The sequence below is a fragment of the Enterobacteriaceae endosymbiont of Donacia simplex genome (genome assembly GCF_012568645.1).
Classification (GTDB): Bacteria; Pseudomonadota; Gammaproteobacteria; order Enterobacterales; family Enterobacteriaceae.
Window position 1 is genome coordinate 393,199 of the sequence record NZ_CP046192.1, and the last position, 13,546, is coordinate 406,744.

A 13,546-nucleotide genomic window follows, 5' to 3' on the forward strand; every position below is an offset into this window, starting at 1 on the left:
AGATATAAAATTTTAAAAAACTTAATATTAAAATAAATAATATTAAGTTTTTTTATATTATTTATTAATATTTGTTTTATTATATGAATCTTGTAAAATTGTTTTAATTAAATTACTTTCTATACTATTAGGATATTCTTTTAAAAAAATTAAACATCTAGTAATTGTTGATATATAATTTTTTTTTTTAAAAAGAGATTTTATAATATTTAAATCAAATATTCTTACACGTTTTTTCATAATAATTAATTTTTTTTTTAGATCATTAATATATATGCTATTAGGATAATTTTTAATGAATATTTCTGTATCATTAATAGCTAATTGAGTATAAAAAGGATTGCAATTTTTTCTATTTATTCTAAATAAAGTTTGCATTCTAGTATTAGAATCTAAAGATATTTCAGATAAAATTCTAATATAAAGGACATAACTCATAAATGGAGAATTATTATATGATTGCATAAATTCTTCAGTTAATTCTAAAACATTTAAAAAATTTTTCTTAAGATAACTTAGATACATTAAATAAACTAAAATTTTTCCAGTATATATATTGTACGGATAATTAACATATAAATTACTAAATTTAATTAAAGCTTTTTCATATTTTTTACTAACTAAAGTTTTTATAGCCTCTAAATATTCTTGTTTTAGAGAAATTTTGTAGTATTTTTTTTTTGAAGTATAATAATATTTACAATTAGTTGTAAATATTAACAATATACATATTAAAATATTAATAAAAAAAAATTTATTTTTTGTAAAAATTTTCATTTTAATCTTTTAAAAAAGAAATATATTATATTAATATATACTAATTTAATTTTTTAATTCTAGATATTAAATATATGAAATCTATAAATTTAATTTTAAAAGTTTGTTTAAAATATGATAAAAAAAGATTAGATTTATTTCTTACTAAAAAAATTATACAGTTTTCAAGATCACAAATAAAAAAAATTATTCTTAATAATAAAGTAAAAATAAACGATTTTATTATAAATATTCCTAAAAAAAAATTTTTTTTAAAGATATAATTAAAATTAATATATCAATTTTAGATGAAAATAATATATGGAAGGCGCAAAATTTACATTTAAATATAGTTTATAATGACAAATATATTTTAGTTATAAATAAAACAACTAATTTAGTTGTACATCCTGCTAATAAAAATCAAAATAATACATTATTTAACTCTTTATTATATTATTATCCTTATTTAAGAGATATCCCTAGAGCAGGTATTATACATAGATTAGATAAAAACACAACAGGATTAATGATTATAGCAAAAAATATGAATTCATATTTATTTTTAAAAAAAGAATTAAAAAATCATAATATTATCAGAGAATATGAAGCTATTGTAAATGGAATCATTGAAAACAACGGTATAATAAATTATCCAATAAAACGTATATATAAAAAACATAATATTTATATGCAGATTAATGTATTAGGTAAAAAAGCAATAACAAAATATTTTGTAAAAGATATCTTTAAAGCCCATACTTATTTAAGAATTAGATTACAAACAGGAAGAACACATCAAATTAGAGTTCATTTATCATATATTAATCATAGTATTGTTGGTGATCCAGTTTATAAAAAATCTCAAAATACTTCTTTAATTAATAATTTTTATAAAAAAAAAATTAATGAAATTATTCAAAGACAAGCTTTACATGCTTGTTATTTAAAATTTATGCATCCATTTTTTAACATAAATATTAAATTATATTCAATATTACCAAATGACATAAATAATTTAATTAATTTTTTAAAAAAAAATAAAAATTAAAATATTTAAAAAAATAAAAAATATATTTATTTAAAAATAATTTTATTAAAATAAATAATTAGTTTATAATGATAAAATCAAATTTTATCTTTTAATTAAGAGTGATAAAAAATATGATAAATATAAAAAAATATATGTTGTTTTTTAGCATGTTATTTTTATTATTAGTTACATCTAATAATTGTTTAGCATCTAGTGAATTATCTGATTTTTCTTTATATGATAAATTAACAAAAGAAGAACAACAATTATTTACTAAAGAATTTGGGAAAAAACCAGTTATAGTTGAGTTTTTTTCATTTTTATGTTCTCATTGTTATGAACTTTATACAGGTATTAATCAAAAAATTTTAAAAAATAAAATACCTAAGAATGTAAAAATTATAAAAATTCACTATAGTAAAATAGGTCAAGAATCAGGTTTATCTACTGTATTAGGATATGCTTGGGTTGTGGCTAAAATGTTAAATGTACAAGATAAAGTCCTTGGTCCAATTTTTGATGGTATTCATAAAACATCATCTATTCATGATCATAATTCTATAAAAAGAATTTTTATGAGAAAAGCTGGAATTACAGGTAATATGTTTGACGCAGCATGGAATAGTAATATAGCAAAAATATTATTTGAAAAAGAATATGATACAGTTGAAAAACTTAATATCCATTTAGTCCCAGATGTATATATTAATAATAAATTTGTAATGAATATTTCTGCATTATACACTAGTGACAATGATAATTTTTATCAAAACTATATTAGTTTAATAAAAAAACTTTTAAAAAAATAAAAATTTAAAAAAAAAGATATATTTTAAGTATATTTAAAAAATATGAGAAAAAAAATAATTTTAATTGATGGATCATTTTGTTTATATCGTGCTTATTATGCTTTACCTAATTTAATTAGTACTAAAGGATATCCTACAGGTGCAATATATGGTTTTATTAAAATTTTTAATAAAATTATAAAAATGAACATAAATAGTTATTTTTTAATTATATTTGATACTAAAGGAATATCTTTTAGAAAAAAAATTTTTAGTGAATATAAATCAAAAAGAATTAATATGCCTGATAATTTAATTTTACAAATTAAACCTTTATTAAAAATTATACAGGCAATGGGATATAATTTTATATCTATAAAAAATATAGAAGCAGATGACATAATTGGTACTTTATCATTAATAGCAGAACAAAAAAATTATTTAGTTTTTATTTTTAGTTTAGATAAAGATATAACACAATTAGTTAATGAAAATATAAAAATAATAAATCCTATTAATTATTCTATTTCTGGACCGAAAGAAATATATAAAAAATATGGAGTGTACCCAGAATTTATTAGTGATTTACTAGCTCTAAGTGGTGATTCCATTGATAATATTCCTGGAGTTCCAGGAATAGGAAATAAAATTAGTCAAAAGTTAATAAATAATTTAGGAAATTTAAAAAACATTTATAAAAATATAAATATTATTAATAATATGAATTTTAGAGGAGGTTATAACATAAAAAAAAAACTTATAAAATATAAAAAATTAGTTTTTTTATATCATAAATTAACAAAAATTAAAACTAATATTAATATGAATGTAGATTATTTTAATTTTTTAAAATTTAAAAAAAAAACACAAACAAATTGTTTGAAATATTTATTTCAAAAATATGAGTTTAATAAATTAAATTAGAATTTTTTATAATTTATTTTATATATTATTCTATTTATTATAAATATTTAGATTATAACCAATAATTAATATTATTTTTTATTTTTTTTAAATTTTTTTTTTCAATTGTAGAAAATGTAATTAATTGAATATTATTTAAAGATAAATTATTAATTTTTTTTCTTAAAATTTTTGTTATTTGATTTATATTATTTTTTATATTTTTCTTAGATATTTTATCAGTTTTATTTAATATTAATAAAATTGGTTTTTTATAAAAAATTATCTTTTTTAAAATTATTAAATCTATTTTTTTTAAGAAATGACGGATATCAATTAAAAGAATAACTACTTTTAATGAATTTTCATGTTCTAAATATTTTCGTAAAATATTATAATACTTAAATTTATATTTTTTAATAAATTTATTATATCCATATCCAGGAAAATCTAAAAAACGAATTTTTTTTTCACTATTTTCAAATACATTTATAAATAATGTGGATCCAGGAGTTTTACTTACATAAGCTATTTTTTTGTTAAGTAAAAGATTTATAATAGTAGATTTACCTACATTAGAATAACCAATAAATATAATATCACGACTATTAACCATATTAGTCAAATTATTAATATTTAAAGTACTATAATTAAAATTAATATTATTAAAATTATTCATTTTTTTTATATAATTACAATTATTAAAATATAAAATGTTAATATTTTTATTAGATACAATTTAATTATATATTAATAAAAAATTTAAACAATTAAATAGTATTTTATTAGGATTTATTTATGAAAAAAATACGTAATATAGCTATTGTTGCACATATAGATCATGGAAAAACTACACTAATAGATAAATTATTACAAGAATCTGATCATTTTAAAAATACATTTAAAGATAGTAATAATATAAATAGGGTAATGGATAGTAATGAATTAGAAAAAGAAAAAGGAATAACTATTTTTTCAAAAAATACATCTATTTTTTGGAAAAATTATAAAATCAATATAATTGATACTCCTGGACATGCAGATTTTGGTGCAGAAGTAGAACGTATTTTATCAATGGTAGATTCTGTATTATTACTAGTTGATGCTGTTGAAGGTCCTATGCCTCAAACACGATTTGTTGCATTAAAATCTTTTGCCTATAATTTAAAACCAATTGTAGTAGTTAATAAAATAGATAGAAATTTTATTAGACCAGATTGGGTTGTAAATCAAATATTTGATTTATTTGTTAATTTAAATGCTTCTGATGAACAATTAGATTTTCCTATAGTATATACTTCTGCACTTAAAGGAACTTCTGGATATGATGTTAATGAAATGGGAAAAAATATGGATATATTATTTAAAACTATTATTGAACATGTTCCCTCTCCAAGAGGAAATATTAATAAACCATTTCAAATGCAAATATCTCAAATAGAATATAATAAATATATAGGTAATATTTGTATTGGTTTAATAAATAATGGAAATATTAAAAAAAATCAATATGTTAATATTATTAAAAAAAATAATAAAGTGAAAAAAGCTAAAATTTTATATATTATATTTAATATAGGATTAAAACCTGTTTATACTGATAATGCTAAATCTGGAGATATCGTAGGTATTGCTGGTTCAGGATTTGAAAATGTAAATATTTCAAATACAATTTGTGATATTAATCATTATATATCTTTACCTTCTCTCATAATAGAAAAACCTAAAATAGGAATGTTATTTCATGTAAATAATTCTCCATTTTCTGGTATGGAAGGAAAATATATAACATCTAATAAAATATTTAATAGAATTAATAAAGAATGTTTACATGATGTTGCGTTAAAAATAACTAAAACAAAAAATAGTAATATTTTTTATGTTTCTGGTAGAGGAGAATTACATTTAATTGTTTTAATAGAGAATATGAGAAAAGAAGGATTTGAGTTATCGGTATCTAAACCAGAAATTATATCTAAAATAATTAATGGGTTAAAACAAGAACCATTTGAAATATTAATTTTAGATTTTAAACAAGATAAAAAAGGTAATATAATTCAATTAATTAGTAAAAGAAAAGCTATTATAAATAATATTATTTTAGATGATTATAATAATAGAATTAAAATTGAAGCAATTATTTCAAGTAGAGGATTAATTGGTTTTCGAAATGAATTCATAAATATAACTTCAGGTACTGGTATAATGAATTCTTTTTTTAGTCATTATGGTGTTAATCAATACCATATAATTGGGGAAAGGAATAATGGTGTTTTAATTGCAAATAAAGAAGGTTATGCAGTTTCTTTTGCTTTACATAATTTACAATCCAGAGGTAAATTATTTATTAATCCAGGAGAGAAAGTTTATGAAGGACAGGTAATAGGTGTTCATAATAAATCAAATGATCTTACTGTGAATTGTTTAATTAATAAAAAATTAACTAATATGAGAGCATCAGGTAGTGATAATCCTATTAATTTAATTTCTGTAAAAAAAATATCATTAGAAGAAGCCATAGATTTTATTAATAATGATGAACTAGTAGAAATTACACCAAAATCAATTCGTATTCGAAAAAAATATTTAACAAAATCCCAGCGTAAATTAACAAAAAAAATATAAAAATTTAAATATTATTTATTTATTTATATAATTAAATAATAATTATTGGAGCTGGGGGGATTCGAACCCCCGTCCAAAATTACTACACTTTTAGAACTACATGTTTAGTTTTATTTTATAAAGATTTCTTAATATAAACTAATAAAACTAAGTTTTATATTATATAGTCTAATAATAACTTTAATATATAATTTTAAGACTAATTGTATACGATCTCTTTTTTTATGACCTGTTTGCTTTTATCAAAGAGAAAAATAATAAGAAACAGGGCTTCCTGCAGTTTTTTATGCTGCTAAAGCGTATTTTTCAGTATTTGCAACTATATTATACGGTTTTTTTACAAGGCCTACCGTTCCTTGACATGCTCTTCAAGTTTTATAACTTTGTCAAATCCATAATCAGCCCCATAAATTTTAAATATTCTTTTTTAAAAAACGTAATTTATTAATATTCCATTCTTTATTTTTTATAATATTTCTTTTATCGTATTTTCTTTTACCTTTTACAATAGCAATTCTTAATTTACACCAAGATTTTTTCCAAAAAAGACCAATAACTACAGCAGTAAAACCTTTTAAATTTATATAATTTTTTAATAATTCTATTTCTTTTTTTTTTAATAATAATTGTTTTTTTCTATTATTATCATATTTTATATGATTACAAATTGTCTTTATAGGATTAATATCTAAATTAAATACATAAACTTTATTATATAAGAAACTTATATAACTATTAATAATATTAACTCTATTTAATCTTAATGATTTTACTTCCCAACCTTGTAAAATAAGACCTGCATTAATTTTTTCCTTAATAAAAAAATTATGGTAAATTTTTTTATTAAAAATAATATATTTTTTTTTTCCATAATAAAAATATTTTATTATTAAATATTATTAATTATAGTCTTTATATTTAATAAGATCAATATATTAAATAATATATATTTTAAAAAATATTTTTTAAAAATTAAAATATATTTATTAATTAAAATTTTATATATTATAATCTTATTATTTATTAAATAAATATAATATTCTATTAATTTAAAATTTTATTTTATAATTATTTAATAAATTTTTTAATATTTATTATTATAAAAAATAATATATATTATTATTTATAATAAGTATTTATTTTTAAATTTTATATAAAACTTATATAAGGATGATATATGAAAAATAATCAATCATCAATTGATATTAAAAAAAATAATATAGAAAAAAAAGATGATAAAAATATAAAAGAAAAAAATTGTAAAAATATAAAAAAAAATGAAAATGTTAAAAAACATGATATTGAATATTTTAAAGAAAAAAATAATAAGTATAAATTTAAAATTATTGAACTTAAAAAACAATTAAAAGAAAATGAAAATAATATATGGGATTTAAAATTACGATCTCAATCTGAAATTGAAAACATAAGACGTAGAACTTTATTAGATATAGAAAAAGCTTATAAATTTTCATTAGAAAAATTTATTAATGAATTATTACCAGTAATAGATAATTTAGAAAGAGCTATAGATTTAAAAAAAAAACAGAAAAATAATATTGATTTATCTATAATAGAAGGTATTGAATTAACATTAAAATCGTTATTAGTATTAATTAAAAAATTTGGTGTAAGTATTATAGATGAAATTAATATACCATTTGATCCTACTCAACATCAAGCGATGTCTATTATAGAATCGGATGTAATTAAAGAAAATTATATTTTAAAAATTTTACAAAAAGGATATTTTCTTAATATGAGATTATTAAGACCTGCAATGGTAATTGTATCTAAAACTAAAAAAATTAATAATAATTAATGTTTATTTTTGTTAATATGTTTATTAACTATTATAGTTAATGAACATATTATTTTTATAAAATATTCTTAAAACTTTGAAAAATAGGATTTTATAAATGTCTAAAATTTGTCAAATAACAGGTAAGAAAACAGTAAAAGGTAATAATCGTTCTCATGCAATGAATGCAACTAAAAGAAAGTTTTTACCAAATATTCATTTTCATAAGTTTTGGATAGAAAAAAAAAAAAAATTTATAACTATAAAAGTATCAGCAAAAGGTATGAGATTAATAAATAAAAAAGGTATTGAAAATATTTATTTATATAAAAAATAAAGGTTATTTTTATGGCAAAAAAAACACGTATTTTAATTAAATTAATTTCATCTGCTCAAACTGGTCATTTCTATACTATTACTAAAAATAAAAAAAATATAAAAAAATTAGAAATAAAAAAATTTGATCCTTATATTAGAAAACATGTATTATATAAAGAAAAAAAAATTAAATAGAGTTTAATTCTTTAAAATTAATAATTAATAATATATTAATCAATAATGTTTTTAACAATTAACAATTATTGATTAATATTTTTTAAAACAAATTATTCAAAGATTTTAGAATTTTTAAATCTTTTCTTAAAATTTTCAACACGTCCTTTAGTATCAGTTCTTTTTTGTTTTCCTGTATAAAAAGGATGACATATATAACATACATCTAAATTTAATTCTTTATTATTTTTTAAAGTTGATCTAGTATTAATAATATTACCACAAGAACATTTTACAGTAATTTTATTATATTCAGGATGGATATTTTTTTTCATAAATTACCAATAATATATTTTTAAAACAATTTATTTACATATTTTATAAAAATATTTTATTATTACAAGGAAATTTTTATAAAAAAGAATAAAAACTTTAAATTATGAATATTATTAAAGTAGTATTTAATAATTCTGTTCTATATAACAAATTTGATTACTTATTACCTAAAAATACATCAATTTATATTGGATGTAGAGTTATAGTTCCTATAAAAAAAAAAAATTATATAGGTATAGTTATCGAAATTAATAATTTTTCTAAAATATCTATAAAAAAATTAAAATTTTTATATAAAATTTTAGATAAAAAACCACTTTTTAATTCTTCAATTTTAAATTTTGCAAATCAAATTTCTAAATATTATAAATATCCTATTGGATTAATTTTATTTCAGATATTACCAATATTTTTTAGAAAAAAAAATAAATATAAAATAAATTTAAAAAATACTTTACAAGTAGAAAAAATAAATATTTTAAATAATATAAAATTAATAAAATTATATAATTTTATTAATATAAAAAAATTTTTGTCAAATAAAAATAATACACATTTTTTTTATAAAAAAAAAAATAGTAATTTTAATCAAGAAAATATAAATAAAATATTACAATTTTTAAAAAAAAAAGATTTTCAGAAAAATTTTTATGTTTGGATAACACAAGACAATATTATTTTTCTTGAAAAAATAAATATTTATTTAAATATTATAAAAATGATTATATCTCAAAAAAAACAAGTTTTAATAATAGTACCTCAAGAATATCATTTTTTTTATTTATATCAATATTTTATATCTAAATTAGATATTTCAGTATGTTTACTATATTCAAATTTTAAAAATCAAAAAACATTATCAATTTGGGAAAATATAAAAAATGGTAAAATATTAATTATCATTGGTACAAAATTTACTATTTTTACACAATTTTTTAAATTAGGATTAATCTTTTTAATAGAAGAACATAATTTTATATATAAGAAAACAAATATATATAAATATAATATAAGGAATCTTGCTATTTTAAGAGCAAAAATAGAAAATATTCCTATTATATTAAGTTCAAAAACATTAAGCTTAGAAACATTATATAATATAAATATCGGAAAATTTAAATTTTTATTTAAAAATAATAAAAAAATATTATATACAAATTTTTTTAAGTTTTTAATTTTAGATGTAAATAAACAAATATCAAAATTACAGTTATTTCATAAAAATTTAATAAAAAAAATACAATTATGTATTAAAAATAATGAACAAATTATTATATATTATAAATATCAAGGATATTCTAATCTTATATTATGTAATTTTTGTAAAAAACCTTTAAAATGTAAAAATTGTAATAAAAATTATATTTTCTTTAAAAAATTATGGAAATTATATTGTATATATTGTAAAAAAAATATAAACATGTTAAGTTTTTGTCCTTTATGTAAAAAAAATTTTTTTATACCAATAGGTATTGGACAAGAACAATTAATTGAATTTTTAAATAAATTATTTCCAAAAACATTAATTTTAAATATTAATAGTAAAAATTTTTTAAAAAAAATTTTATTAATTAAAAATAATAAACCGTTAATAATAATTTCTTCTCAAATTTTATATAAAGAATATTTTTCTTTTTTAATTAATACTTTAATTATTATTTTAAATATAGATAATATTTTTTTTTCTAAAAATTTTAAAATAACAGAATATTTTTCTCAATATATTTTTAGTATATTAAATAATCATTTAGATATAGGTATTAAAAAAAAAAAAGTTATTCTTCAAACAAATTACCCATATAATGAAATTATTAAAAGAATTTTTAAAAAATATAATGAATATTATAAGATTGCACATCTTCTTTTAGAAGAAAGACAAATAATGTTATTACCACCTTTTACTAATCATATTATTTTAATTTTAGAGTCTTATGATAAAAAAATTTTATTAAATTTTTTAGAAATGTTAAAAAAACAGATAATGTATAAATATGTAAATGAAAAAAATTTCTTTATTATTGGTCCTTTATCATTATTACAAAATAAAAGAAAAGGATTATTTAGAAAACAAATTATTTTACAACATACTTTAAAAAGTAAATTACAATTTATTATTAGTTATATTATCTCTATAATTAAAAAAATTATGAATTTTAATAAAATTAATTTCATAATTAATGTTGATCCAACATAATTATAAATTATAAAAATAACTTAATATTTTATTATTAAATATGGTAAATAATCTTATGTTTAATTTTAATAAATTTGATGTAATAGTTATAGGTGGAGGACATGCTGGTACAGAAGCTGCTATAGCTAGTGCTAAAATGAAAAAAAGAACTCTCTTAATTACAAATAATATAGATACAATAGGACAAATGTCTTGTAATCCAGCTATAGGAGGTATTGGAAAAAGTCATTTAGTAAAAGAAATAGATGCATTAAATGGAATAATGGCTACTGCAATTGATTATTCTGGAATTAATTTTAAAATACTTAATATTAGTAAAGGTCCTGCAGTTAGATCAACAAGAGCACAAGCAGATAGAGAATTATATAAATCTCAAATCAAATTATCATTAAGTAAAGAAGAAAATTTATTTATTTTTCAACAAGAAGTAAAAAAAATTATAATTAAAAATTATAAAATAATAGGTATCATTACTAAAAATAATGATATTATTAATACAAAAACTGTAATTTTAACTACTGGTACTTTTTTAAATGGAAAAATTTATATTGGATTAAATAATAAATATTATGGAGGAAGAATTAATGATCCTTCATCTACAGAATTAGCTGATTTTTTAAATGAATTACCTTTAATAAAAGGAAGATTAAAAACAGGTACTCCTCCCAGGATTGATAAAAGAAGTATTAATTTTTCTAAATTAGAAATTCAATATAGTGATAATCCTTTACCTTTTTTTTCTTTTATTGGTAATTCTAAACAACATCCTAAACAGTTACCTTGTTATATTACATATACGAATAAAAATACACATAAAATAATACTAGATAATATTATTAAAAGCCCAGTATATAGTGGTTTAATTAAAAGTAAAGGACCTAGATATTGTCCTTCTATTGAAGATAAAATTATCAGATTTCCAGATAAAGATAAACATCAAATTTTTTTAGAACCAGAAGGTATATTAAGTTATGAAATTTATCCTAATGGTATTTCAACAAGTCTTCCATTTGATATGCAGTTTTCAATTATACAATCAATTAAAGGTTTAGAAAATGCTTATATTACAAGACCAGGATATGCTGTAGAATATGATTTTTTTGATCCTAGAGGATTAAAACCTACAATGGAAAGTAAATTTATAAAAGGATTATTTTTCGCAGGACAAATTAATGGTACTACTGGTTATGAAGAAGCTGCAGCACAAGGATTAATAGCTGGATTAAATGCTTCTCTTTTAATTGATAATAAAAAACATTGGTTTCCACTAAGAAATCAAGCATATATTGGAGTATTAGTAGATGATTTATGTACTTTAGGGACAAAAGAACCATATCGGATGTTTACTTCTAGAGCAGAATATAGATTAATATTACGTGAAAATAATGCAGATATAAGATTAACAGAAATAGGTCGTAAATTAGGTTTAGTGGATGATTTACGTTGGAAAAAATTTAATGAAAAATTAGAAAATATTGAAAAAGAATATCAAAAAATTAAAAATTTTTGTATTAATTTAAATGACAAAGAAAATATTAAAAAAATAAATCTTTTATTACACAATCCTATTAAAAAAAATATAAATGGTATAAATTTATTAAAACGTTCTGAAATTAATTATTTAGATTTAATAAAATTAAATATGTTTAATTTTAAAAAAGAAAGTATAGAAATTATTGAATATATTGAAACAGAATTAAAATATGAAGGATATATAAAAAGACAAAAAGAATTTATTAAAAAATTTAAAAAAAATGAAAAAACATTAATACCAATAAATATTAAATATTGTAATATTAAAAGTTTATCATACGAAGCAATAGATAAATTTAGTTTATATAAACCTTTTACTATTGGACAAGCTTCTAGAATACCTGGTATAACACCAGCAGATATTTCAATACTTTTAATTTATTTATTAAAAAATAAAAAAACATATTAGTTTAGCATATTGATTATTAATTTTTTATTAAATATTTAAAATATAATTATAAAAAATATTATTATTTTTAATAAAATATTAAATATATAAATATTATTTATTCTTATTTAGAAAAGTTAATCATATATATTCTAAATTTTCTAAAATATTACGTATTATATACTTTAATAAAATTTTTTTTTAATTAAAAAATTTTTTAAAATATTAAAATATTAATAATATAAAAAATATTAATATTAATTTAAATCTAAATGATATTTTTTATTTAAATAAATAATAAAATAAGAAAAAATATTAGTAATTTTATAAAAATTAAACATATTAAAATTTTAATATTATATAAAAGAATTAAGTTTAAATTTTTTAATATCTGTAAGTATATTTTTTAATTAAAAGTTATATTTATATATTTTTAGTTTAATAAAATTTAAATTAATATAATTACAATAAATATTTTATAAATTATTTAATTAATAACATTATTTTTATTTATTTTAAAATATGAAATTTTATATTATATAAAAAATTATAAAAAATAATTAATAGAAATTATTTTAAAAAAATAAATTTAATATGAAAAAACATATTCTAGTAATTAATTAATTTAAAATATTATTAGTTATTCTTATAAATTTTTTTTTAAATTATATTACTAATAATATTATCATTATTATAA

14 protein-coding genes and 1 other RNA gene are annotated in these 13,546 nt (G+C 16.8%); 10 read left to right on the forward strand and 5 right to left on the reverse strand.

All coding sequences use genetic code 11. The annotated features are described in order from the left end of the window. Positions 1-57: 57 nt before the first annotated feature. Positions 58-777: an outer membrane protein assembly factor BamD gene (gene bamD, locus GJU00_RS01925; RefSeq protein WP_168893622.1), complete on the reverse strand. Its 720-nt coding sequence runs from the start codon at positions 775-777 to the stop codon at positions 58-60. A 74-nt stretch (positions 778-851) separates the two neighbouring features. Here bamD and GJU00_RS01930 point away from each other — a divergent pair, with 74 nt between their 5' ends. The 4 genes from GJU00_RS01930 to GJU00_RS01945 all read left to right on the forward strand — a co-directional run bounded on the left by GJU00_RS01930 (position 852) and on the right by GJU00_RS01945 (position 3,501). After that, a complete protein-coding gene (locus tag GJU00_RS01930) occupies positions 852-1,040 on the forward strand; it encodes a S4 domain-containing protein (protein ID WP_168893623.1) in 189 nt (62 codons plus the stop codon). A gap of 35 nt (positions 1,041-1,075) precedes the next feature. Next, positions 1,076-1,807, forward strand: coding sequence for an RluA family pseudouridine synthase (locus GJU00_RS01935; protein ID WP_246208895.1), 732 nt, complete (start codon positions 1,076-1,078; stop codon positions 1,805-1,807). Positions 1,808-1,920: 113 nt separating this feature from the next. After that, the gene (locus tag GJU00_RS01940) at positions 1,921-2,598 is read left to right on the forward strand and encodes a DsbA family protein (RefSeq protein WP_168893624.1); all 678 of its coding nucleotides are present in this window, start codon (positions 1,921-1,923) and stop codon (positions 2,596-2,598) included. Positions 2,599-2,640: 42 nt separating this feature from the next. Then, positions 2,641-3,501, forward strand: coding sequence for a 5'-3' exonuclease (locus GJU00_RS01945; RefSeq protein ID WP_168893625.1), 861 nt, complete (start codon positions 2,641-2,643; stop codon positions 3,499-3,501). A gap of 52 nt (positions 3,502-3,553) precedes the next feature. On the opposite strand, the gene yihA is transcribed toward GJU00_RS01945, so the two are convergent. Beyond that, entirely contained in the window at positions 3,554-4,159 is a 606-nt protein-coding gene (yihA, locus tag GJU00_RS01950; protein WP_168893626.1) for a ribosome biogenesis GTP-binding protein YihA/YsxC, read from the reverse strand. Positions 4,160-4,278: 119 nt separating this feature from the next. Here yihA and typA point away from each other — a divergent pair, with 119 nt between their 5' ends. Continuing rightward, positions 4,279-6,105 carry a translational GTPase TypA gene (gene typA / locus GJU00_RS01955; RefSeq protein WP_168893627.1) on the forward strand — a complete coding sequence of 609 codons (1,827 nt, stop codon included), beginning with the start codon at positions 4,279-4,281 and terminating at the stop codon, positions 6,103-6,105. A 43-nt stretch (positions 6,106-6,148) separates the two neighbouring features. Here typA and ssrA read toward each other — a convergent pair. Both ssrA and smpB read right to left on the reverse strand, forming a co-directional pair. After that, positions 6,149-6,511: a transfer-messenger RNA gene (gene ssrA / locus GJU00_RS01960) on the reverse strand. 7 nt (positions 6,512-6,518) lie between these two features. Next, positions 6,519-6,995, reverse strand: a complete 477-nt coding sequence (smpB, locus tag GJU00_RS01965; protein ID WP_168893689.1) for an SsrA-binding protein SmpB — start codon at positions 6,993-6,995, stop codon at positions 6,519-6,521. 287 nt (positions 6,996-7,282) lie between these two features. On the opposite strand from smpB, the gene grpE reads away from it, so the two are divergent. The 3 genes from grpE to rpmG all read left to right on the forward strand — a co-directional run bounded on the left by grpE (position 7,283) and on the right by rpmG (position 8,419). Next, the gene (gene grpE / locus GJU00_RS01970) at positions 7,283-7,927 is read left to right on the forward strand and encodes a nucleotide exchange factor GrpE (protein ID WP_168893628.1); all 645 of its coding nucleotides are present in this window, start codon (positions 7,283-7,285) and stop codon (positions 7,925-7,927) included. A 97-nt stretch (positions 7,928-8,024) separates the two neighbouring features. Further along, positions 8,025-8,243 (forward strand): 50S ribosomal protein L28, encoded by a 219-nt coding sequence (gene rpmB, locus GJU00_RS01975; protein ID WP_168893629.1) that lies wholly within the window; start codon positions 8,025-8,027, stop codon positions 8,241-8,243. 11 nt (positions 8,244-8,254) lie between these two features. Then, a complete protein-coding gene (gene rpmG, locus GJU00_RS01980) occupies positions 8,255-8,419 on the forward strand; it encodes a 50S ribosomal protein L33 (RefSeq protein ID WP_168893630.1) in 165 nt (54 codons plus the stop codon). A 92-nt stretch (positions 8,420-8,511) separates the two neighbouring features. Here rpmG and rpmE read toward each other — a convergent pair whose 3' ends face one another. Then, complete coding sequence (gene rpmE / locus GJU00_RS01985; protein WP_168893631.1) at positions 8,512-8,733, reverse strand: 50S ribosomal protein L31; 222 nt, start codon at positions 8,731-8,733, stop codon at positions 8,512-8,514. Between the two features lie 104 nt (positions 8,734-8,837). Between rpmE and priA the strand changes: the two genes are divergently transcribed. Together priA and mnmG are read left to right on the forward strand one after the other, a co-directional pair. Continuing rightward, a complete protein-coding gene (gene priA, locus GJU00_RS01990) occupies positions 8,838-10,928 on the forward strand; it encodes a replication restart helicase PriA (RefSeq protein WP_168893632.1) in 2,091 nt (696 codons plus the stop codon). Positions 10,929-10,983: 55 nt separating this feature from the next. After that, positions 10,984-12,870 (forward strand): tRNA uridine-5-carboxymethylaminomethyl(34) synthesis enzyme MnmG, encoded by a 1,887-nt coding sequence (gene mnmG / locus GJU00_RS01995; protein ID WP_168893690.1) that lies wholly within the window; start codon positions 10,984-10,986, stop codon positions 12,868-12,870. The last annotated feature ends 676 nt before the right edge of the window (positions 12,871-13,546 follow it).